The sequence below is a fragment of the Methanosarcina spelaei genome (assembly GCF_002287235.1).
GTDB classification, from domain to species: domain Archaea; phylum Halobacteriota; class Methanosarcinia; order Methanosarcinales; family Methanosarcinaceae; genus Methanosarcina; species Methanosarcina spelaei.
Genome location: NZ_LMVP01000524.1, coordinates 1 through 23665, shown reverse-complemented (window position 1 = coordinate 23665; position 23665 = coordinate 1). Strand labels below are relative to the sequence as shown.

17 protein-coding genes and 1 pseudogene are annotated in these 23665 nt (G+C 37.8%); 12 read left to right on the top strand and 6 right to left on the bottom strand.

Features of this window, described 5'->3' with window-relative positions; all coding sequences use genetic code 11:
• Positions 1-30 precede the first annotated feature (30 nt).
• From ASJ81_RS18680 to ASJ81_RS18670, 3 genes and pseudogenes are all read right to left on the bottom strand, one after another.
• Positions 31-315: pseudogene (locus tag ASJ81_RS18680) on the bottom strand (DUF6444 domain-containing protein); the annotation flags it as partial.
• Between the two features lie 554 nt (positions 316-869).
• Entirely contained in the window at positions 870-1925 is a 1056-nt protein-coding gene (locus ASJ81_RS18675) for a hypothetical protein (protein ID WP_095645669.1), read from the bottom strand.
• Positions 1926-3029: 1104 nt separating this feature from the next.
• A complete protein-coding gene (locus ASJ81_RS18670) occupies positions 3030-3263 on the bottom strand; it encodes a hypothetical protein (protein WP_245860310.1) in 234 nt (77 codons plus the stop codon).
• A 1203-nt stretch (positions 3264-4466) separates the two neighbouring features.
• Between ASJ81_RS18670 and ASJ81_RS18665 the strand changes: the two genes are divergently transcribed.
• The 9 genes from ASJ81_RS18665 to ASJ81_RS18635 all read left to right on the top strand — a co-directional run bounded on the left by ASJ81_RS18665 (position 4467) and on the right by ASJ81_RS18635 (position 16274).
• Positions 4467-4664 carry a hypothetical protein gene (locus tag ASJ81_RS18665; RefSeq protein ID WP_095645668.1) on the top strand — a complete coding sequence of 66 codons (198 nt, stop codon included), beginning with the start codon at positions 4467-4469 and terminating at the stop codon, positions 4662-4664.
• Positions 4665-6107: 1443 nt separating this feature from the next.
• Complete coding sequence (locus ASJ81_RS23025) at positions 6108-6248, top strand: hypothetical protein (protein ID WP_170943399.1); 141 nt, start codon at positions 6108-6110, stop codon at positions 6246-6248.
• Positions 6249-6652: 404 nt separating this feature from the next.
• Positions 6653-9022: a glycosyltransferase family 4 protein gene (locus ASJ81_RS18660; protein WP_095645667.1), complete on the top strand. Its 2370-nt coding sequence runs from the start codon at positions 6653-6655 to the stop codon at positions 9020-9022.
• 22 nt (positions 9023-9044) lie between these two features.
• Entirely contained in the window at positions 9045-10076 is a 1032-nt protein-coding gene (locus ASJ81_RS18655) for a glycoside hydrolase family 130 protein (protein ID WP_170943400.1), read from the top strand.
• Positions 10077-10216: 140 nt separating this feature from the next.
• A complete protein-coding gene (locus ASJ81_RS23975) occupies positions 10217-10441 on the top strand; it encodes a glycosyltransferase (RefSeq protein WP_245860308.1) in 225 nt (74 codons plus the stop codon).
• Positions 10442-10515: 74 nt separating this feature from the next.
• Positions 10516-10872, top strand: a complete 357-nt coding sequence (locus ASJ81_RS23970; RefSeq protein WP_245860306.1) for a phosphomannose isomerase type II C-terminal cupin domain — start codon at positions 10516-10518, stop codon at positions 10870-10872.
• Positions 10873-11496: 624 nt separating this feature from the next.
• Positions 11497-13305, top strand: coding sequence for a glycosyltransferase family 4 protein (locus ASJ81_RS18645; RefSeq protein ID WP_095645666.1), 1809 nt, complete (start codon positions 11497-11499; stop codon positions 13303-13305).
• A gap of 127 nt (positions 13306-13432) precedes the next feature.
• Positions 13433-14437, top strand: a complete 1005-nt coding sequence (locus ASJ81_RS18640; RefSeq protein ID WP_095645665.1) for a galactose-1-phosphate uridylyltransferase — start codon at positions 13433-13435, stop codon at positions 14435-14437.
• A 649-nt stretch (positions 14438-15086) separates the two neighbouring features.
• Positions 15087-16274: a glycosyltransferase family 4 protein gene (locus tag ASJ81_RS18635; RefSeq protein WP_095645664.1), complete on the top strand. Its 1188-nt coding sequence runs from the start codon at positions 15087-15089 to the stop codon at positions 16272-16274.
• A 427-nt stretch (positions 16275-16701) separates the two neighbouring features.
• Here the strand turns inward: ASJ81_RS18635 and ASJ81_RS18625 are convergent, their stop codons facing one another.
• The 3 genes from ASJ81_RS18625 to ASJ81_RS18615 all read right to left on the bottom strand — a co-directional run bounded on the left by ASJ81_RS18625 (position 16702) and on the right by ASJ81_RS18615 (position 19331).
• Positions 16702-17331, bottom strand: coding sequence for a DUF2150 family protein (locus ASJ81_RS18625; protein WP_095645662.1), 630 nt, complete (start codon positions 17329-17331; stop codon positions 16702-16704).
• Positions 17332-17405: 74 nt separating this feature from the next.
• Positions 17406-17855, bottom strand: coding sequence for a UPF0179 family protein (locus tag ASJ81_RS18620; protein ID WP_048109029.1), 450 nt, complete (start codon positions 17853-17855; stop codon positions 17406-17408).
• A 405-nt stretch (positions 17856-18260) separates the two neighbouring features.
• Positions 18261-19331, bottom strand: a complete 1071-nt coding sequence (locus ASJ81_RS18615; RefSeq protein WP_095645661.1) for an NAD(P)-dependent glycerol-1-phosphate dehydrogenase — start codon at positions 19329-19331, stop codon at positions 18261-18263.
• Between the two features lie 834 nt (positions 19332-20165).
• Between ASJ81_RS18615 and ASJ81_RS18610 the strand changes: the two genes are divergently transcribed.
• The 3 genes from ASJ81_RS18610 (at position 20166) to ASJ81_RS18595 (ending at position 23432) form a co-directional block, all read left to right on the top strand.
• A complete protein-coding gene (locus ASJ81_RS18610; RefSeq protein ID WP_095645660.1) occupies positions 20166-21023 on the top strand; it encodes a DUF63 family protein in 858 nt (285 codons plus the stop codon).
• An 80-nt stretch (positions 21024-21103) separates the two neighbouring features.
• Positions 21104-21847 (top strand): stage II sporulation protein M, encoded by a 744-nt coding sequence (locus tag ASJ81_RS18605; protein ID WP_095645659.1) that lies wholly within the window; start codon positions 21104-21106, stop codon positions 21845-21847.
• 421 nt (positions 21848-22268) lie between these two features.
• Positions 22269-23432, top strand: a complete 1164-nt coding sequence (locus ASJ81_RS18595) for a formate--phosphoribosylaminoimidazolecarboxamide ligase family protein (RefSeq protein ID WP_095645657.1) — start codon at positions 22269-22271, stop codon at positions 23430-23432.
• Positions 23433-23665 lie beyond the last annotated feature (233 nt).

Below are 23665 nucleotides of genomic sequence, written 5' to 3'. Positions count from 1 at the left end.
GCAGCAGTTCAAAGAATGCTCTATTACCTAATCAGGATTATCAACCATTTTAAGAGTTGTTCCTGGATGACCTTCTTGACCTCCAGGGTTCTTTTCGCTCTTTTTACGGAGACTCTTGGGATTAGGTTTTCCTTTGACAAAAAAATCAGTAGAAGGAGGTTTACTGCTGTTTCTGCTATTTTGATTTAAGCGAGATTCTAAAACTTGCAATTTTTCACTAAGCTGTTTTATTTGAGATTCAAGACTCTCAATGTAAGTTGCAATAACTTCAGGATTTGAAGTACACAGAGCAAGAATCTCTTCACGTTTCATCAAAGATAGAAATAACTCATTGTAAATCCAATTTTTCCTCGAAAAGAGGAAAAATTGTGTAGCCCTAAAAAGGCTACCTGAATAGTAACAAATAAAGCTCATTAATCCTTAAAAAGCGGACCAATTTTTAAGGACTCTGAATTAGTACAGTATTTTCTTGCAGAAAACGCGTTCTATTGGCACAGAATCTTCCGGAAAAATGAAAAATGTCAATCAAAATATACAAGATAGAACTTTGAATTGTATGAAGAAAAAAGAAGCTTGAAGCCCATATCTACATTATAAAATGTATACTTCTGTCAGATAAGGGATAAATCTAAAAAGAAATTACTCACCATTCGCTGTTGCTCTGTGAATAATTTAGGATGTAAGGTAATTCTATATTTAATCTGTATTTCAACTCAGTACCAAAATCCAGTGATGGATGTGAAACTCAAAATCACTGGATTTTGTAACTGGTCACAATCCTTGTAATACGACTTCGGGTTTGAAGTCTTTAGATATCGAATACTGATTTTGATGAAAATCAGATTCTTCTTGCTAATTCAGATTTTCAATCAAGAAATGTAAAAATCACTGGATTTTGGAACAGGGTCGTATTTCTCAAATTCTGAGGTTTCAATAATCTGCTGCTTCATGTAATATAACGCGCTCAGCAGGCTATCACTATTTTCAGATTCAATCTCTCCTGCATATGGGTGAATATTTTCTGCAAGGGCATCCAGAAGTTTTGGATCAAGGTCGTTTATAAAGTACGTATCCAGAATCAGGAGGCTTGAGATCTGCTCATAGAAACTTACAAGCTCCTGAAGCCACTCCGGAACTCCGTAGTCTGTTGCGTATTTCTGCCTGTTGAGGAACGCAAGGTAACTGAAAGTAGTATTTATGAGATCTTCGGTTAGCTTGTCATCCGGAAATACTATCGGAAAACGTTTTATCACTGCAGGATCTGTATAACTCGAGAAAATCATTTCAGACTTGCACACTGTGGGAAAGAGTCTGGCAATCGGGCTGTTAAGAACGGCAGTAACATAAGGATATCTATCCGAGTCTTTGAGAACAATCCCACAACCTTTTCTAAACACATGATTTCCAGTTGCATCGTATGCAGCCTGTAAATGATAACCTTCAGTTGCAATGATTTTAGGAGTGTTAAGATACTCCAGGAGTTTACTTCCATTTATACTATAATCTGCTACTTTAAGAGAGGAGGTATCGTGACGAAACTCATTTTTGAATTCCATAATTCTCTCGTAAGCCTGAGGGAATCTGGTCTTTATGTCTTCAGGAGGAATAACTCTGTATTCTTTCTTTTTACTCCCATAGAACAGCTCATAAGGCAGCATAAAGTGGTAAGGTGAAGGGCGAAACGCAAATTTATTGGAAAATGCTCCTGATACATATGGATAGACAATTTCAGGTTCTGAAAATACAGGTTTACACAGGCCTTCGCAAAGATAATATGAGTCTGAACCGCCTTCCTCAGGAGAAAGAAGCCTATGCATCATAATATTTTTTGTACTTACACCTGAAAAGATGCTTTCGGAGACGTCTTCAAGTGTAACCGGGATTTCACAAATTTTTTCTATGATTTTGTTTTCTTTGAGTAACATCTAACTTCCACTTTTGTAGAACTACATCGAGGATGTATCTTCTTTTGTGTTTTAGGACTTACGTAGTTGAACTGAGGAATCAATAGCATTGAACTTTCGATTGTTTAAATGACAGCTTTAACCGCAAAATCTATTGTATTTGATTTTATGCATCAATTGCATAAGTTCTATTTTATCAGGACTTGATTTTCAGGATGACACGTATCAATTGATGGCCATTTCATGATTGCGGACTTTTAGACCCCCATTAAAAACTATAAAGTCCTAGTCAGAAGTATATATAATTAGATCAGTTAATATATGAAGTAATAAAACAATATATTATATAAATCTATTCTCAGTGAAAAATATACTATAATTATAAATAATGATTATCTCTATGATGAATAAGCATTTTCGAGCATGAAAAGTATTTTCGACATCTCAATCACCCCCTGGTCTAAGAGCCTGTCTTAAAATTAAATTTGATTCTACAATTGGGATATGGCTTATGTATTTGAACTGAAAATGAACTGAAAAATAGTAAATTAAACAGTTAAATGTTTACAATGTAAGTTTTAATCATGATGTACAGTGTACTTGATTTTAGCTTACATTCCGCAGTATTTTTTCGAAAATCAACATTTTTCCTGATAGTGTTTTTAGAACAAGTGCAAATAATTTGAACATTTAACGGCATTTGGTGAAAATTGAATGATATCGTTTTTGGTCTCTAAATACACCATATAGTTGCTTTTACTTCCTGCAAAAAAGTTCGATAAATCTATGTTATATCGAAAATCGGTAACGGGAAAAATCATGAAATCAAAAAATTTACTGCGGAAAGTGGGTTTTATACCTCTTGTGCGTAAATTATATAGAATAAAGTATTTCCTTAAGGTCAATGTGTACCTGAATTTTGGAAATTTACGGTATGAGTTTAAAGTTACGTTGACCATTATCCAATTGTAGAAAGGGTTTGAATTTTAAGGCCGTCTCTAAGTAAGGAATCATGAGAAATTACACTGATTTTCACAATAATTTAGAACCGTTTATTCTAATTATGTTATATATCCAGCTAAAAAACCAGAAAACCAGTTATTTCAATATTGACTTTTTTCGAGTTTATTTTCCTGGTTTGATCATTTCTTGAACCATTCGGATGTTAGCTATAGCTTTTTTCTTTAGCTCGATCATCTTTTCCATATCATTTATTCTTGTTTCCATCCATTGTATTTTCATATCCATCTTCATTACTGCAACTTTCTTTTTCTGTTCTTCAGTCAAAAATCCCCAAATCTCAGATATTGGTTCATCATGCATCATTGGATGTGTTCCTGTTGAATGTTCTTTAAACATTTTTAATTACCCCTTTATATTAAAAAACAAATTTCAGATAAATCTATAAAATGTATTTATAGATCTTTTTAATCTCTTATAGAGTCAAAAAACGTACTATTATCGTCAAAGGATATTCATTTTTATTCGGTTAGGATACGATCTATAAGAAATGTGTTATTTTCATTGCCGTTTCTGTAAACCTATAAATGTAAATCGAGATGAATAGATAATTGCAGTAGTCATTTTAACCTGAACAGATTCCTTAACCGAATGCAAATGAAAGGATACTATTAATTCTACTAGCAATTGACTGCCGACAAAACAGTAAATATTTTTTTATTTGTTTTAACATTTTATTCACCCATTGTCTTGCTTGTGAATTATTGGTATGTGAATTACTGATTTTAGATAATATGGATGGGATAGGCTTCTTGCGAAGCTTCTCCAAAGAAACCGCTTACTTTATTTTTTTACGCTTTCTTCTGCGGTTTTTGTTGGCTCGACTTTTTCTTTTGCATCTTCCTTTATAGGCTCTACTTTCTTGTTGTCTATCATATATTACACTCCTTTGTTTGTTTATCTGCATCATTTTTAAAATGATGGCCAATTTAACTTCCAATCATATTAGTTTTCCATTAAACGGTTAGTCGAGTTATGATCGGTCACCAAAATACTATAGCTCGACAATCTATATTGTATCTCAGCAATCTATTCTATAGATCGTTATATCTATATATACATATGTATTCACTAAATATTTTTCTATCTGAATATATAGTATTGATGGGTACTATAAACGTTTGAACATGTATGTTAATGTATTTGTCCAAAGAAATTAATTTATTTCTAATGTTGACGTTATCAACATAGACATAGAAAAGAGAACATATAAAGAAATGGCAGGACGTTTTGGAGTGTCAAAAAAGATACATGTTTTTTTATTTTTGTGGATAGTGACATTTACCCTAAAATGTTGCTATCATAACGGTTTATAGTCTCTGTTGTGTCAACTCTATAGCGTTTTCCAAAGATTCGGATTAGAAGCTACATTTTCGCTACATCTTTCATATTTTGCATTACAACTTAGGCACCAAATTTTGATCGTTTTTCAGTTGAAATAAATTTAAAAGATACATGACTATTTATAGGTTTAAATACTGTCAAGTCGTGCAGGATAATTGGGGAATCAAGATTTATAACTCTCCTGCATGAAAGGCTCATATGGAATACTTGAGAAAGCTAAAATGGGATATTTGGGGAGCTAAATTTATGGCTCACCTGCATAAAAGATATACAGAGGTAAAAACCATGAGTGAAACAGACAAAAATATTGCGCCGGAAGTTGTAGGCAAAACCGATGTAGCACTAAAAGATGAGAAAGTATTAAGTTCAGAAGTCAAAATAGAGACATCTAAATAATATTCCATGCGTCTTCGGTTAAGTGAGGAATCGTGACAAATTGCATCAATTTCAACAACATTTGCCCAAAATTTTAATGCATTATGAGCTGGAATAGGGTATCGATTTTATGTAAATAGACCAAAATTTAAGGACGGCTTCTAATGCAAAATCGATAGCTTTCAGGCAAGAAAATTCCTTAACCGATGACCAATGAATAATATTCTTATCCGTGAGTTATTGATTAGGACTTACGCAGTTAAGAAACCATAAACTTGAGGCCCTAGGTTGTTAAAGTACAATGCTTTTTCAAAAACTCAGTTTTATCCGTTTCTTTAAGTTGTATTGACTTAATCTGAAAAACCAGGCACAATTTTCATCACGCAAACAAGCCCACGTTTGGAAAATGTAGAGATGGTATTGTGTTTTCGTATTTCAATAACTCACCCTAACGATCCTAGGAATAATAGCTGATGGGAAAGAAAATGTTTGACAAAATCAAAAAGATACTGAGTGTTAAAAAGATACTGAATGTTTTCGTGGTACCCTTTTTTGTAGTGTTAGTAACAGCTGTGGTTGTACTCTTATTGGCATATAACATGGGGATAAAATTTGCCAAGAATATATTCTTTCAATAAATGAATATGGCCGATTAATTGGTAAAATAATTCTTACATTTAAGTTTTTTATCATACCTCAGCAGTTTCTATGTTCAACTATTTAAGGACAGCAACATTATACCTAAAATGTTGCTATCATAACAGTTTATAGTCTCTTTTGTATTGGCCCTGTAGCGGCTCCCAAAGATTCAGATTAGAAGCCATATTTTTCTCTACAGCTTTCATATTTTGCATTACAGCTTAGGAACTAAATTTTGATCGTTTTCTTCATTTAAAATAAATTTAATAAATCAATGGTTATTTATACATTCAACTACTATTATAACTTACTAGTTATTTGGAGTCTCTAAATTTATATCTTCAATGCATAAAATGCTCATATGGAATATTTGAGAAAGCTTAAATGGGATATTTGGAGCTCTAAATTCAAAACCTGTATACGTAAAAAATTTATATAGGTAATGAGCGAAACAGACAAGATTATTGCAGCAGGAGCAGCAGGCAAAATTAGTGCATCACTAAAAGACGAGAAAATATCAAATCAAGACGTTAAAAAGAAACACCTAAATAATAGGTTTTGGCCATGAGTATTAATTAAATCTGAGAAATCGGGCACAATTTACATGTTAAGAAAAAATGTAAAAAGATTCTTGTGTTTAAGTTTTTCAATAAATCTTCCTCTGAAAATTTAGGCATTAATTCTATAAAATTGATAAATGCCGTTATTTTAGCTTGGAGCTCATCCCAAAACTTGATTAATCGTTTAAAATTCAAGATTTAGGGAACCAATTTTGAGTTTTGGAATGAGCTCAAAATTAAAATAGAAATTCAAGGAGTTTTATTCATGAGACATCTAAAAATATGTCCAAAATGCTACACTAACCTGAAATTGTGCTCAAATGGGGAGACTCAGTATTGTAGTATTTGCAATTACTGGACAAAAGTAGGTACTGCAAGACTCGATTCAATAATGATTTACGGATGAGGAGTTTGCATGAAGAATATTGAGATTTTTAATATCTTGGACTACAAAACTTTGTATTTTTTAAGAATCCATTGACTGAAATTCTTATGTATGAGCTCATCCCAACACCAAATTTCTTTAATCAATAAAAATTTCAAAACTATATCCTATGACAAAAAACTCGACCGATCGTTCAAAATTCGAGATTTAGGGAATCAATTTTTAGTTTTGGGATGAGCTCTTGATCTGGAATTTTATCTTAATCTAGATTTTGATAGTATCCTATTTTGATCTGTGTAGAAAAGAGTACTTCCTTTACATTTGAGATAAATGGGGAGAGATTATTATGCTCACTGTTTTAAGTAACTCGCGGGCACGACCAGATATCAAAAGTCTATAAATTGATGTAAGTTTGGAGGGATTATTTGAATAAGCAATTGAGAGTACTATTTATAGGAACTTATATTCCAAAAGAATGTGGTATTGCTACATTCACTTCTGATCTTTTAAATTCAGTTTTGAGAGAAAACAACGGCGTTCATTGTGAAGTTATTGTTTTGAGTGATCCTTCCGAAGCTTATAATTATCCTGACGAAGTCGTTTTTCAAATTCAGAGGGACAGGATCGAGGATTATTACCTGGCTGCGGATTATATAAATCAATCTGGTGCCGATATCGTATGTCTTCAGCATGAATTCGGTCTTTTTGGCGGGGATGCAGGAGATTATATTTTTGCCCTTCTATCTGGAATAAATAAGCCTGTAATAACCACAATGCATACTGTAATCCGGGAACCTGAACCTGAGTACCGGGTGTCCACAGAAAAACTCATCAGATATTCCGAAAAGCTGGTTGTGATGAGCCAGTCTGCAGTCGATATGTTAAAAGACGTTTATAAAGCCCCTGAGGACAAGATCGAATTAATATTTCATGGAGTGCCTGACTACCCATTTAACAACTGCAGTAAGTACAAAAAGATGCTTAATCTGAAAGGGGCTCCGCTTATCCTTACTTTCGGCTTGTTGAGCCAGAATAAAGGTATTGAAAGTGTGCTTGAGGCTCTTCCTGAAGTTGTAAGCCAGTATCCTGACCTTATTTACCTTGTACTGGGTGCCACACACCCGATGGTCAAAAAGATTAAGGGAGAATCATACAGGCATTATCTTAAAAATAAAGTTTCCGAACTCGGGCTTGAAAACAATGTAGTATTCCACAACAAATTTGTCGAAAAAGAAGAACTCTGCAATTATATCCTTGCCAGTGATATTTACGTATCTCCTTACCTTTCCAGAGAACAGGTAGTAAGTGGCGCTCTGACCTATGCAATGGGTATGGGAAAAGCGATAGTATCCACTCCTTACTGGTATGCCCAGGAAATGCTTTCCGAAAATCGTGGGCTGCTTGTAGATTTCGGAGACACTGACGGCTTTAAAAAATCCCTGTTATACTTAATTGAAAATCCAGAAGAATGTAATGGTATGCGCAAAAAGGCATACGATTTTGGCAGAAAAATGACATGGAAAAATGTAGGTAAAGAATATAATACTGTTTTTACAAAGGCTTTAAAGAATTACAATATCCATCCCGAAATGCAAAACAGATTTAATTTCCTTCCAATTCAGCTTCCTGAAATTAAACTTGATCATCTTAAGTTGTTGACCGATGATGTGGGCATTATCCAGCACACTAATCTTGGTGTACCGGCTCGCCGTTATGGATATAGTACTGATGACGTAGGCCGAGCTCTTGTTGCACTGACACAGCTGATAGATAGCCAGAAAAAAGCAGAAGAGTTTCGAAAGTTAATTACCACATACATGAGCTTTCTTGAACACGCCCAGACCGACACAGGTCACTTTCACAACTTCATGAGTTATAAAAGGGAGTTTTTGGATGAAAAGGGCAGTGAAGACACTTTAGGGCGTGCAATTTACGGGCTAGGACATGTTGTGAACTGTTCTTACCTGTCAAAAAATCTGCGTATCCTTGCAAATACTACGATCAGGAAATCCAGGCAGAAAATCGAAAATCTGGTTTCTCCAAGAGCAAAAGCCTATACGTTATGCGGTTTGTATGAGATGCTCAGGGCAGGCATGGATTCTGATGAATTTGAATCTGCGTTCACATCATGTAGAGATACAGTCAAGTCCATAGATTCTCTTGTAGACAAAGACAACTTTGAATCTATATTTATCAGCCATGCGGATTCCCTGGTTGACTTATATGAGGCTAACCATAAAGAAGACTGGAACTGGTTTGAACCTACAGTAACCTATAGCAACGCAAAACTCAGTGAGTCTCTTTTACTGGCGTACAATTACACCAAAGACCGTACCTATCGGAAGGTCGGTCTTGCAACCCTTGACTTTCTTACTGAGATTCAATGGAAAGGCGACTTTTTTGATATGGTCGGAAATCAAGGCTGGTACTCTTACAATGGGGAAAAGCCTATTTTTGACCAGCAGCCTATTGAAGCAGGTTATCTGACTCAAGCTTATGTTTCAGCTTATGAGATTGTACGTGACAGAAAATATCTGGAACTTGCAAGATATTCTTTTGAATACTTCCTTGGAAGAAATCGTTTGCAAACTGCTATGTACGATTACTCAACAGGTGGAGTCTTTGACGGACTTGGCAGTGATGGCATAAACTGTAACCAGGGGGCAGAATCCGTAATTTGCTTCCTTATGGCTTTTAGCTCTTTAAATAAATATGCAAATGAATCCACCATTGAGGCGTTCCAGCCCAAAGTAAGTGATGGAGTTCTACAAAAGAAAAAGAGCCTGCTATTATAAATCAGGTAGAATGAGGGAGAATATTATGTGGAAAGACAAAGGAGAACTATTCCAAAGGTATAAGAAAAATCCTATACTTAATGTTGAAGATTGGCCATATCAGGCTAATTCAGTGTTTAACCCTGCAGCCACTATAGTTAATGGTATAACTCTATTAATAGTACGTGTCGAAGACCACCGAGGCTTTTCTCACTTTACGGTAGCCAGGAGTAAGAATGGAATTGACGACTGGGAAATTGACCACGAACCAACTTTTGCTCCGGATCCTGTAAATTATCCTGAAGAAATATACGGCATTGAAGATGCGCGTATAACCTACATAGATGAACTTGAAAAATGGGTTGTAGCATATACCGCTTTTTCAGATTCAGGCCCCTTACCATCTCTTGCCCTTACCGAAGATTTCCGTAATTTCGAACGGATTGGGGCTGTCATGCCGCCTGAGAATAAAGATGCTGCTCTTTTTCCTATAAGGTTTAAAGGCAGATGGGCAATGCTACACAGACCCGTATCTGGTATGGCGGGTGCGAAGGCAAATATCTGGATATCCTTTTCCCCGGATATGAAATACTGGGGAGAACATGAGGTTCTTCTGTATGCCAGAGAAGGTGGATGGTGGGATGCCAACAAGATAGGTCTATCCCCACAGCCACTCCTCACATCTGATGGATGGTTAATAATGTACCATGGGGTACGCCAGACAACATCTAAAGCAAGTTATCGGCTTGGACTGGCTCTTCTTGATCTTGAAGACCCCAGAAAAGTGCTTCACAGGTCTGAAGGCTGGGTTTTCGGACCTCGTGAAATGTACGAACGCAGTGGAGACGTTAATGATGTTGTTTTCCCTTGCGGATGGGTCTTAGTGGACGATGAAATCCGTATTTATTATGGAAGTGCGGATGTATCAGTATCAATGGCCAGTGCAAAATTATGTGATATACTGGAGTATATACATGGGTGCCCTGAGATACAATGCCCTGAAGAATACTGCAGATGGTTTGAAGAAAACAGGGGAATTTCAAATGATCCAAAAAAAGGTGAGATTGTAAATTAAAAATAAATTTGTGGATCTAAGTATTTTGGGGGTATTATTATAAGAATTTCATGTTACCTCCTCTTTTTATCCCGCCTGCACAAAGACAAAGGTGCGAAAGAAGCAATAGAAGTTGCAAAAAGACAGGAATAAAACTTAGAATGGCCGGTTATACTGCGGATCAGGCCTGTTATGATGGGGCTTTCAGGCTTGATGTGGTTGAAGCCATGGAAAGCGGTACTCAGGTAATTGTAATGAATAGGGGCTCGATGCCTGAGCTGATCTTGGATGAAGAGACTAAATTTCTGGTCAACAGTGTTGATGAACTGCAGAGGCTGTGCAGAGGGTTGTTTCCATATCCCGCAAAAAATGTAGGTAATGTGTAGAAAAACGTTCCTCTGTTGACAGGACATAGATAATTACATCAATGTGTACGAAACAATTCTGGAGAAATGCAAACGTGAGTCAAAAATACAAAAATGAGTCAGAAAGGCCCTGGGGGCACTATGAGGTGCTTATGCAGAGGCCAGGATATAAAGTTAAAATACTTACTGTTTTACCTCATAGTGAAATATCACTTCAACGTCATTCCCACAGAAGCGAGCACTGGTACATAGTCAGTGGAAAGGGAATTGTAACCAAAAATGAAAGTGAGATCAAGGTTCTTGCAGGAGATTCTGTCGATTTTTTGGTAAACGATGTGCATCGTGTAAAAAATATAGACAATGAAAATCTCGTTTTCGTTGAGATCGCGCAGGGAAATTACCTTGGAGAGGATGACATCGTAAGACTTGAGGATAAATACGGGAGGGTCTGAAAAAATTTATATTTATGGGTTTGTATTTTGGAAAAACTATATCACAAACTCCATATACATTTCTCTAAGTCTATGTTACATTTTCGTAACTGACTCTGGTCTAAAATCTAGTGATTTTTGGACTGAAACACTGAATTTGTAGGAGAAAAATGGTCTTCAATCAAATCTGTTATTCGTTATCTACGGACTTAAATCAGGAAGATATGTTCAAAGGATTGTAACCAATTTTAAAAATCTAGTTATTTTTAATTTTATGTTCATCACTAGATTTTGGAACTAAGTCAGGATTGCGGAAAGCTGCTATGCGAAAACAAAAACGGCTCTACTTGATCTCGGTGCCTGAAAAATCTCCTTGAATAATTCTTTTTCCTGTGTATCTCAAGCCGCTTTTATTCTTTTTATCGACATCTTCAATAGATCCAGCGGCTTCTATGTTTATTCCTTTTTTCTCTAACCTCTACTATCTTCAGTTCTTCTAACAAACCGTAGTTATAAACTTCAATCTTCTCGTCACGCGTCCTGCATCCCTTACAGTTTTATCTTCCCATTGATACACTTTAATACTCATACGTGAATTTAAACGTAAACTACAACTGAGTGGGGAAAGGCTCTGGGGGATTATAATTGGTAAAACATTTTGTCATAATTGCCGGAGAGGAAGCAGGCCCTAAATCAAATAAAATGGGCGGGATCTGGAATGTTATTCATGAAGAAGCACAAACTCTGGCTGCTCTATTTGGTTCGGGGCAATTGGATACAAAAGAAGATAAAGAAATACTCGTTGCAGGTCCTTATTATGCTCACAGGGGCGCAGATTGGAATCGGGGGTTAAACCGGATTACGGATATGGAGGAATTTAAATCCCTTAACCCTGGCGAGGAACTTCGAAAAACCCTTGAATCCTTTGAAAACTCAGGTATCAAAGTTTTTACAGGAAGCAAGTTTATAGGGAGCACGAAAATAGGTTATTTGCAGTTTCAAACCTCTGATTTTGGAAAAATACTTTCCATGTATCAGGGAAAGGAGATGAACCTTGAAAGCAGGGTCAAAGCTGAAGCCTATGAACACTTTGGGCTTGATTCCCTGAGATATGAAAATATGCCAAATGGGCCTGAGTATACCCATTACCTCTGTCTCTCCTATGCAATTTCCGAACTTGTCCGACTCCTTATAAGCACAAATTCGGAAAATTTTAGAACATCCGACCTAACTTCAACTCAGGATTTTATTCCCTGTCCAGGCGTCTCTTTGCACTGCCATGAATTTGGGGTGCTTTATGCTCCAGCCAGGCTTAAGAAACTTGGAATTCCGGTGAATACTGTCGCAACCCTGCATGCAACTCTGCCTGGAAGAACTGCAGGATACAACGCTATCCGGAAAAGAAGAAATAATGATAGCACATGGCCTCCAGGCGTGCCTGAAAACCTGGCTGCCCTTGAAGCTCTGGCTTCATACGCAGATACGGTTACTGCAGTAGGAGAATCTACCCGACAGGAAGCCAGGCTCTTTTACGGGATTAACGGGATTGTAATTCGAAACGGAATAACCATAGAACCCGATAAGATAAACTGGGACCTTAAAGAAAGGTCTCTTGAAAGAATCAGAAAATTCCTTTCCGAAAACCTGTATAAGTACCACGGAGGGGAAAGAATAGAACCTGAAAAGATAATTCCGATTTTCACAATCTCTCGTCTGGAGGTGGAAAACAAAGGATACCCGGATCTTCTCGATTCCCTTGTTGCGCTTGAGCACATAATAAAAAACAACATTCTCGAAGGTCATATGCAGGAGGAAATCAGGGTAATCTGTTTCCTTATTACGGCGGAAGGACCAAAAACAAACCTTCCATCAGGATTTCCTGTTAACCTGCCAAAAGAAGTGCTTGTAGGAAATGAACTGAGAATCCAGCAGATGATTGAGGAAAGAGAGCTTGATTTTCCAAAAATGGTACGCGGAAAACGTTCTGTTGCAGCACTTTTATACCCTCAGATTCTTTCAAGCTCGGACGGAGGGTTGGGCATGGAAGTTGGAGAATTTATGGCAGGCTGCTGTGCAGGAATTTTTCCCTCTCGTTATGACCCCTTCCTGCTTACAGGGCTTGAAGCCGGAAAAGAAGGAACCCCAAGTGTGGTCAGCCGTGTATGCGGCTTCAGTGACGCCATAAAGACAATTGAATCCCTTAAAGAAGCGCTTGGAGGAGTAATAGTAGTAGACAATATCGGTCTTTCCTATTACGAAACAGTTCTTGACTACGCTCTGGCAGTCAGTTATTTTACACGGAATTTCATAGAAGATAGGGTAAAGTATAAACTCCTCTGCAGGGAAGCCTTCCTCCTTGCAAAAGATATGGACTGGAAAGCTCCTACCGAACAGTATTACGAACTGATAAGCGGAACTCGGTTCTGTAAACAGGAAAATTCGACTGACAGATGATAAAAGAAGTTAAAATGTCCAAAGAAGTTAAAATATCAAAGAAGTTAAAATATTAGAGAAGTTAAAATATCAAAGAAGTTAAAATATCCGGAAAAAACGAAAAGAAATATAATGAGGTTTTTCTGAAATGTCAAAAATCAGAAAGCATTACTTTCTTTCCGAATACTGTATAATTGCCGAAGAAAGAGCTAAAAGGCCTTCGGATTTTGCAGTTGTAGCCAACGATGGTGGGAAAAACGACTCTCAAAACTGCCTTTTTTGCGGAGGAGCCGAGGAAAATACTCCTCTTGCCACTGCTGTTTACAAAAACGGGAAAATCTACTTAGATACCCCTGAAAAAAGGGTACGCAACTGGGATTTCCGCTGTTTTCCCAATCTTTATCCTGCCCTTTCTCCTGTGCTCGGGTCCCAAGAGCAGAGGGAAAACGGGTTGCAGGCTGAATCCGGGTATGGTTTTCATGAAGTTATCGTAGAATCACCTTTACATGGGAGAAGGCTTGAGGACTTTTCCAATCCTGAAATTTCAGCACTCATGCAGGTCTATAGAGACCGCACATGCAGTTATGCGACCCGTGAAAATATACGCTACGTTTCCCTGTTTAAAAATTCCGGGAAAAACGCAGGGGCTTCGATTAACCATCTTCACAGCCAACTTCTTGCCATGCCGTTTTGTCCTCCTCCTCTATCAAGGGAATTGAAGGTCATCAGAAAAATAGAAGAATGCCCTTACTGTACCATATTTGACCTGGAAGAAGCGTCTCCCCGTTTAATATATAAGAACAGCGAATGGATAGCCTTTGCTCCTTATTATTCAACGGGGCCTTTTGAAGTATGGTTCCTACCTAGAAAGCATGTAGGCTTTCTTGGAGATTGCAGTGACAAACTTCTTTTTGCTCTGGGGGATATCCTGAAAACCATTCTCAAAAGTTATGGACGAGTTCTTGGAAACCCACCCTTTAATTATATGTTTTACCAGCTTTCCGAATCTCCTGAATATCATCTGAACCTTCGTTTGCTCCCCAGGATCTCTATTAATGCAGGTTTTGAACTCAATACAGGAAGCTATATCAATACGGTTTCTCCGGAAAGGGCAGCCTCTTATTTGAGGGAAGACCTTACACACGGAGAATGAAGCTTGTAAAACAAACTGAAATAGAGAAGTCGAGGAACTATTTTAATTTTTAGACAATGTTACTGCAAAAATTTACAGATATGTTTATCTACCATTAAAAAGGAATAAAGTTAGTAAAGTATAAAAGCCAGATTCTAACGCAAAATTATTTTCATGTTAGTAACTCAAAGTCATACTCCTTTTGTTTTATACTATCAGTTGAAGGCTTAGGAGTATAGAATTATAGAGAGATTATGACGAGCTGGATCAATAAACTTGAGATAAGCATAATTGAAACAATACAACTGAATAACATAACTGAGTAACGTAACTGAATAACATAACTGAGTAACGTAACTGAATAACATAACTGAATAACATAACTGAGTAACGTAACTGAATAACATAACTGAATAATATATTTTTAGTAAAACGGACTAATTCAATTGATTATTATAAAAGGTCAATTGATTATTATAAAAGGCTACTATATATTAATAGTACATATTAATAATATGTCTTATTAATATGTACTATTAAATATGATAAATCAGCAGTATGACTGAACTACTCAGTAATAAAAGAATGTAACTATTAAATCGGCAAGGGGGAGCCTGCGTTCTTCTTTACTCCTTAACTCCCATTTTAATAAAAAGGGATAAGTGAGCTTATGAAAAAGATTCGAATAGGATTGTTTACTTGGGAAAGTTTGTATTCGATACGTGTAGGAGGGATTTCACCCCATGTATCCGAACTCTCTGATGCTCTTGCGGCAGAGGGGCATGAGGTTCATCTGTTTACACGAGACAATGAAAACAAAGATGAGGTAATAAATGGGGTTTATTACCACAAAATTGCCTGTGATCAAAGCGGAGGAATCGTAGAGCAGATGAATCGTATGTGCGATGGTATGTACTGCCGGTTCCTCGAGGTGAGAGAAAGTGCAGGAGAATTTGATGTTTTACATGGTCATGACTGGCATCCAGTAAATGTGCTTTGTAGGATAAAAACCCAGTTTAGACTACCTTTTGTGCTGACCTTCCACAGTACGGAATGGGGGCGTAACGGAAATCGTCATGGAGACTGGTGGGAGGCAAAGGAAATCTCACATAGGGAGTGGCTCGGAGGTTATGAATCTTCGGAGGTTATCACAACCTCGACTGTATTGAAGGAAGAAATCAAGTATATCTATAAAATTCCCGATTACAAGCTATGGGAAATTCCTAACGGCATAACCGTGGGGAAAATAAAAAGGAAAATCGACCCTGGAGATGTGAAAAGGCATTATGGCATTCATCCCTGTCTACCAGTGGTGCTTTTCACGGGAAGGATGTCATATCAAAAAGGGCCTGACCTGCTGGTGGAAGCTGCTGCTAAAGTCCTGAAGAAAAGGGATGCCCAGTTTGTGCTAATAGGCGAGGGAGATATGCGCTCTCAGTGTGAAAATCAGGCTCATAGGCTTGGTATTGGAAATTCCTGCAGTTTCCTCGGATACGCTCCTGATAATACTGTAATAGACTGGTTCAATGCCTGTGACCTTGTTTGTGTGCCCAGCCGGAACGAGCCTTTTGGAATTGTAGTGCTTGAAGCCTGGGATGCAAGAAAACCTGTAGTTGCAAGTGACGCAGTTGCCCTCGTAGAAAATTTCAGGACAGGCGTTATTGCTCATAAAGAACCTTCTTCTATTGCCTGGGGCCTTAATTACGTCCTTGAAGGGCTTGGTCGCAACCGAATGGGAGAGAAAGGTTACGACCTTCTTAAAAAGAGGTATAACTGGAAAACCATAGCTGAAAAAACTCTCGAAGTATACGAAAAAACAGTCGAAAAACATGACGTTATGGCAGGAAATGTCAGTTAAAGCTCAGAAATTCGAGACAGAAGTATTCTTTAATTTTTAATTTCTTAACCAGATTTTCATTAACATTTTACTTTTTAGTTGATTTTTGAGTTACTGTTTGATTTTGTTGGAGTATTTAGTATTTTAGGTCTATTTACTCCAATATTTACTTCTTTTACTTCAAGATATACTTGTTTTACTTCAAACGTAATTCTTACTTCAAGGTTTACTTCTTTTACTTCAAGGTTTACTTCTTTTGCTTCAAGGTTTACTTCTTTTGCTTCAAGGTTTACTTCTTTTGCTTCAAGGTTTACTTCTTTTGCTTCAAGGTTTACTTCTTTTGCTTCAAGGTTTACTTCTTTTGCTTCAAGGTTTACTTCTCATAAATTTTCAAAGGAATTCCGTATTCCTAAAATTGGAAACGGAATCCTTTGTAAGACAGTTTAGACTACTCCTCTTCATCTTCTTCATCAAACTCCTTGTAGCTATCACTTCCCACCATTGCAGCTGAGATGGAGTCTATTCCATCAAGCCATTCTGCAACAATGCCGTAGGGAAGATCGGCCATAACCTCTTCAGGCAGGCTTTTTCCTTTCAGTACGAGAGAACCGCATTGTGCAGTATAGTCAAGAGCAAGCTCAAGGTTGTCCGAGGATTCTGCCTCAATGGCTGATTTTACAAGCTCTGCAATATCGGCTCCTTCGTCATAGTCACCCATAACATAGCACTCGAAGGCGATAAAAGCTCCCATAAGAGAGGTCTGGACAGAGTCGATCATAAGGTTGATATCTTCAGAAATTGGCTCGACCTCGGAAAGTACAATGTCCCGGATCTCAGCCAGGATATCCAGAGCTTTTTCTCTGGAAAGTATGCTCTTATCAAAGCGTGCAATTACTTTCAGGCAGGCAAGAATTACATCATCAACCATATTCACGAATATGGCACTTTCCTTTCCAGCTTCTTCTTCCGACTCCTTAATCTGGAAACCGCTCTCTCTTGCCCGTCCGAGCCAGTTTTCCCAGCGCTTTTGGGTATAAAATTCATAGGGGGGGACCTGGTTCATTTCTTGTTCAGGCACTTATAACACCGCTTCTTACCTTTTTTATTTATTGATAATCAATCTTACTATTACTAAAATGTGTTTGTTTACGTTCACCAGGATAATTTCACCTTTTTCAGGGAATAATTGGCTTCGCACCTGGAATCAAGGTTTTCGAGAACCTCTACGATTTTGCATTTATCGCCTTTTGAGAGCCCCTCAGGGTGACAGGTCTCATAAATTTCACATCCCCTCTTGCCGCACTTTGGAGGTTCATACATGATTCTTGCCCCATCAACTGCTTTTCTTGATTCTAGTGTAGTCAGGATAGGGGCCTTGCTCACATCTACGGCAAGCACGCCGCTATCATGCAGGAAACATTCATGGACGTCTTTACTCTTTATTTTCTCGACTCTATACCTGCGTCCGGGTTCAAGGTTAAGACATGTGTTTTTCAGCCGGCATTTCTTGCATTCAGGCATCTCACCTTTAAATATGAATTCCAGTCCTTCCCTTGCAAGCCGTGATCCGATAAGTGTAATTTTGGTATCACTTTCTGTCATAATAACTCTTCCTTTTTAATTGTTTTTGGCCGGTGTCCTGTTTCTCAGGTTCATCTGGCTTATTCCAAGATAATCTAAAGTTCAATATCATATTTGATTTGAGATTAATTCTTTAATTGGAAATTGTGATTACTTTATTGGAAGATATGATTACTTTATTGGAAATTGTGATTACTTTATTGGAAGATATGATTACTTTATTGGAAATTAAATGATTATCTGTTCGAAATTTGATTATCTGCTCGAAATTAAATGATTGCCTGGTTGTAAATTAAGTGACTCCAGATTAACCAGGTCCTTTTTAACCGACATAGAATATTAGGTTCCTGGATTGAATCCTGCCTTAAATTCCGGTATCTTTAGGAGACATTCATTTTTGTCTCTAGCCTGAACAAGAATAATTTTTCAATTTATGACCTTTGTGATTCTTGCAACTTTCTCAGCTGCGGAAGGGTTAAGGCCGCTGCCGAGAATTGTATAACGTTCCGGGCGAATACTGTGTGCATGTAACAGGGCTTCAATTATATACTTATCTTCTATACCCAGTTCTTCGGCAGTTACAGGCGCCCCTATCTTTTTTAAGGCTTCTCTGATTTCCTGCCAGTTTCCACCATGGAGGTACATCATCATAATCGTCCCTACTCCACATTGTTCTCCATGAAGTGCCGGTTTTGGAGCTATCTTATCAAGGGCATGGCTAAACATATGTTCCGAGCCTGATGCGGGTCTGGAAGAGCCTGCGATACTCATCGCGACCCCATTCGATACAAGAGCCTTTACCACAAGCCTTGCCGAGGTTTCGTGCTCAGGCTTAATCGAATCTGCACATTCTATAATAACCCTGGCAGCCATACGGGAAAGAGCCGCAGCATATGCTCCGAAATATTCATTTCTGAGCCTGCTTGCAAGTTCCCAGTCCAGTACTGCCGTATAATTGGAAATTATGTCTCCACAGCCAGCCGCAAGAAATCGGAAGGGGGCTGCTGAAATAATTTCCGTGTCTGCAATAACGGCAATAGGGGCCTGAGCCTCTGCAGACGTACTTCTCCCATTATCTACAATTGAAGCACGGGAAGATGCAATGCCATCATGGGAAGCCGCAGTCGGCACGCTAATAAAAGGAAGTTCAAGTCGGGTCGAAGCAAGTTTTGCAAGGTCAATAGACCTGCCGCTTCCAACCCCAAGGAGAAAATTAGCCTTTACTTCAAGGGCTTTTTCCACAACCTTTTCGACATCTTCCGTAGTAGCTTTGCACGTCAGAACCGTCTCCGCACTACAACCTGCACTTTCAAGGAGATTACTAACTCTCTTGCCTGCAATATTCTTTGTAGTACTTCCGGTTACGATCAGCGCATTTCCTTTCATTTTCAGATCCCTGCAGACATCTCCTATTTCCTCAAGCACGCCGTGCCCGACAAGCACATCTCTGGGAAGCTGCATCCATTTTGCGCTGTTTTTGTTAATGGTCAATTTCATACCTGCGTCAGTATTCGATTACAATAGATTGTAAATTGGCTCTGTAAACCCGAATATACGTACGAAGTCATAAATTTGGATAAGCAACTGCGGCATATCATTGCACATTCAATATGTTAGCTCATTAACTTAGTTCTTTATAGTTCTGGTCCGGAATAAGTCTCAAATAAGATGTCTTATTTATATTTTAAAAATTCTTCAGGTTTATCCCATCGTTTCAAGTGTTTATAAGACCTTATATCAAATTTAAAGTACTTTCGTACTTCAAATTCCATTTCAATTACTTCTCAAACTTAAATATGTACTCTTAATCGTTTTTTGGGCTTAATATCTTATTTAAATCGAGTTTAGAGCTTAATATCCTATTCAAATTGCTTTTTAGATCTTAGACATTATTTCAAGTGTATTTGAGATCTGATATCTTAAAACTCATAATTCATAATTCTTTAAACTCAAAACTCATAATTCTTTAAACTCAAAACTCATAATTCATAATTCTTTACTCAGAACTTATTTATGACTATTTCCATGTTTATATTAGAATAATATCTATGTTTACATCATTATAAATTATCTATTGTTTCCGTATATGTTATGTATAATAATTACACTACCAGAATACCCTAAATAATTATAAAAATATAGTAATACATTAAAGCTTATATAATATTGCTAACGCTTATTGGGTAGGACCCTCCAGAAGAAATATCTTATATTAGAACGAACATCGCGCACTGGGAAGAATGCTACCCTCTTGATTAAGGAAGTAAGTTAGGCATATACATTGTAAGTATTGATTGTATTAGGATATTGCCATTTTGAATGAGTGATAAGATGAGTTTTTCAATAGATAATGTCTCACAGTTTATTAATACCTATTATCTTGACCCTATAAGAGGTGATGAAGGGTATAACCCGGTAAACACCATCACCTGGGCAATAATACTGGGTATTTGCATATTTGGGGTTTTCAGGCTGCTCGAAAAGCTTGAAGTAAAAATAACTCCCCGATTTATTGCGTCTGTCCTGCCTTTCGTACTTGCAGGGTCTTCCCTGCGTGTAATTGAAGATTCTCCTGCAGATATCTTCCACCCGCCGTTTAGTTATCTTCTCATAACTCCCAATATTTACTTCTTGGTTTTTGTGATAACCGTAGGCTGTCTCTGGATTTCAATCCGGATGCAGAAAGCAGGGCTTGTAAAGGATTTTCATCTTACTTTTGCAGGCTTAGGGCTCGTATGTTTTTTCATAAATCTAGCTGTCCTCCTGCATTTCAATAGTATAGTATACCCTTACGTTCCCGTATTCGTAATTGTGGCAGGAACAGGTATAACCTTTATCTTTTATCTGATTGCCCGCCACTTCAAGTCCTCTATATTCACCAATCCCTTGAATCTTTCTATCCTGATGGCTCACTTGATGGATGCTTCTTCAACATATATAGGAGTAGATCATCTTGGATACTTTGAAAAGCATGTAGTGCCCACATATCTTATTAACTTGACTGGCACCGCATTGGTTATGTATCCATTAAAGCTTATTATCTTCATAGGGGTTCTTTACGTACTTGACACCCAGTTTGAAGACGACGAGCGTTCCTTGAACTTGAAAGTACTAATAAAAATGGTCATTTTGATCCTTGGGCTTTCTCCTGCAACCCGGAACACAATTCGGATGATGCTGGGAATCTGAGATAGAAAGATATTTAGAAGACATTATATTCACTTAGGTCAGAGTTTAACAAACTGAGAATATTTACGGTGGGGATAGGTATGGAAAGAGATGATGATTATAATTCCGAGAAAATAAAAAATGGAGTACAGACTGCCGGAACTCCTGAAGGAGAGATGGAAAATAGGGAATACCTCACAGAGGGTAAAGACTTTTTTCCCGCAAGCAGCGCAGCAGAAAACTGGCACGGTAACAGAATAAATCCTAAAAGAGGGTTTACAGGATATCTGCAATTTATCTGGCCTTATGCACTTCTTATGGCCTTTATATTTTTTGTATTTTTATTTATTGGCTATAATTCAGCTGCAAGTTTTCCTTCTATGGCTGAGACTCTCAGAGAAAGCTTTAGCTCCCGTTTTGCGTCTATTATGACAATGAACCCTCTTTTTATAATGCTCACAATTTTTCTTAATAATGCCTTTTTAAGCCTGCTTTTTTTGGTACTCGGGCTGGCTCTGGGAATTCTTCCCATACTTTTTGTCGCCTTTAATGGATATGTTGTGGGAGTTATCGTTTATCTTATAGCTCAGGAAAGAGGACTGCTCTTTATTTTGTTTGGCCTTCTTCCTCATGGGATACTGGAACTACCTATGGTTTTCCTTGCTGCAGGCATAGGGCTTCGGCTAGGATACCAGGTATTTTCTGCCCTTATAGGGAGACCTACTCATATCAAAAGAGAATTTAAAGAAGGACTAATATTTTATTTTCACTGGATTTTACCTCTTCTTCTGGTTGCAGCCATAATTGAGACTTTTATTACGCCTATTATCCTTAGTTCGGTTTAATAATGTGTCAAAAACTATGGAAATTCGGAATTCGGAAATTAACGGGAAAATGTTAAAAACTATGGAAATTCAAAATCCGGAAACCTACGGAAAAGTGTCAAAAATAGAGGAAACTCAGAATCTGGAAATCAACAGGAAAGTTTTAGATATCTGTTCTGGCTTAAGTTTTTCTGGCTTTAGAGTTTTCTTGTTTTCTTTCATTATATAAATGGTTACTTATATTAGAAAGGGGTTTAATAGGTAAAGCCGTTAATGGGGAAAACTTCTCAGGATTTTTACTTCATAATATCTGGCAAATAGTCGTGAGACCTGCGTTTTGAGGAATCCCAGTTGAGTAGCAGGTTTGAATATCATACCTATTAAGGTTATATCTTACCATTTCATTGAAATGAATTATTTCCAAAGCCAAGGAACATCAAACATGATTGACAGGAACGAAATTAAGGAAATCGTTGAAGGCTACTATACCCACGCTGATAAGATAAAAGTCGGAACTATAGGCTCTCACTCCGGACTTGACATCTGTGACGGGGCAGTTGAAGAGGAATTCAGGACTCTTGCTGTCTGCCAGGCTGGCAGGGAAAAAACATATAGCGAGTACTTCAGGGCCCAGAGAGACCCTTCTGGAAAAGTAAAGAGGGGGATTGTTGACGAGACCGCTGTTTTTAAAAAGTATAACGAAATTCTCCTGCCTGAGAACCAGAAGAAACTGGTTGATGAAAATGTGCTTTTCGTTCCTAATCGTTCCTTTACTTCCTACTGCAGTATAGATGAGATCGAAGAAAACTTCAGAATACCTCTTGTAGGAAGCAGGAACCTTCTACGGAGCGAGGAACGCAGTGAGCAGCAGAGTTATTACTGGATTCTGGAAAAAGCAGGACTTCCTTTTCCGGAAAAAATAGAATCTCCAAAAGATATAAATGAGCTTGTAATGGTAAAGCTCCCACATGCAGTAAAAAAACTCGAACGGGGATTTTTTACCGCTTCAAGTTACAGAGAATATACGGAGAAGTCCGAAGCTCTAATTAAGCAGGGAGTTATAACACATGATGCCCTTGAGAATGCAAGGATAGAGCGCTATATTATAGGTCCTGTGTTCAATCTTGATATGTTTTATTCCCCAATCGAACCGAAAATGAGCAAGCTGGAACTTCTTGGAATTGACTGGCGCTTTGAGACCAGCCTTGATGGGCATGTAAGGCTTCCTGCCCCTCAGCAAATGGCCCTGGCTGAAAGTCAGTTAACTCCAGAATATACGGTCTGCGGTCATAACTCTGCAACCCTGCGCGAGTCTCTTCTTGAGAAAGTGTTTCAAATGGGAGAACAATATGTAAAAGCTACACAGGAATATTATTCTCCTGGGATTATAGGGCCTTTCTGCCTGCAGACCTGCGTTGATAAGGATCTTAACTTCTATATTTATGATGTGGCCCCAAGAGTAGGCGGTGGGACCAATGTGCATATGTCAGTAGGTCATTCTTACGGTAACTCGCTCTGGAGAAGACCGATGAGTACTGGAAGAAGGCTAGCCTTTGAGATCAGGCGTGCCCTTGAACTGGAGAAGCTTGACGCTATCGTCACATAAATTTATTAAGGCTTTCCGGCATTAGTAGATATTAGCTATGCAGGATACCGTAAACTTTAAAAATATCGCCTGAATCTGCAAGCCTTAAACCGCGATAAGAAAACATAGTTATATAATTTACCTGAATTCTCAATTCAGAAAACAAACATGATATTCCTTGAATAACATGCACAACTATATGGAAATGCATGCTGACGGCAGCATTTTCATGCTAATTAAGACTAAGGACTGGG

Bases quoted from the DNA above. Each gene is read 5' to 3' on its own strand.
- ASJ81_RS18675 (WP_095645669.1), bottom strand. From the start codon at position 1,925: ATGTTACTCAAAGAAAACAAAATCATAGAAAAAATTTGTGAAATCCCG.
- ASJ81_RS18670 (WP_245860310.1), bottom strand. From the start codon at position 3,263: ATGTTTAAAGAACATTCAACAGGAACACATCCAATGATGCATGATGAA.
- ASJ81_RS18665 (WP_095645668.1), top strand. From the start codon at position 4,467: ATGGAATACTTGAGAAAGCTAAAATGGGATATTTGGGGAGCTAAATTT.
- ASJ81_RS23025 (WP_170943399.1), top strand. From the start codon at position 6,108: ATGAGACATCTAAAAATATGTCCAAAATGCTACACTAACCTGAAATTG.
- ASJ81_RS23975 (WP_245860308.1), top strand. From the start codon at position 10,217: ATGGCCGGTTATACTGCGGATCAGGCCTGTTATGATGGGGCTTTCAGG.
- ASJ81_RS18640 (WP_095645665.1), top strand. From the start codon at position 13,433: ATGTCAAAAATCAGAAAGCATTACTTTCTTTCCGAATACTGTATAATT.
- ASJ81_RS18635 (WP_095645664.1), top strand. From the start codon at position 15,087: ATGAAAAAGATTCGAATAGGATTGTTTACTTGGGAAAGTTTGTATTCG.
- ASJ81_RS18620 (WP_048109029.1), bottom strand. From the start codon at position 17,855: ATGACAGAAAGTGATACCAAAATTACACTTATCGGATCACGGCTTGCA.
- ASJ81_RS18615 (WP_095645661.1), bottom strand. From the start codon at position 19,331: ATGAAATTGACCATTAACAAAAACAGCGCAAAATGGATGCAGCTTCCC.
- ASJ81_RS18610 (WP_095645660.1), top strand. From the start codon at position 20,166: ATGAGTTTTTCAATAGATAATGTCTCACAGTTTATTAATACCTATTAT.
- ASJ81_RS18605 (WP_095645659.1), top strand. From the start codon at position 21,104: ATGGAAAGAGATGATGATTATAATTCCGAGAAAATAAAAAATGGAGTA.
- ASJ81_RS18595 (WP_095645657.1), top strand. From the start codon at position 22,269: ATGATTGACAGGAACGAAATTAAGGAAATCGTTGAAGGCTACTATACC.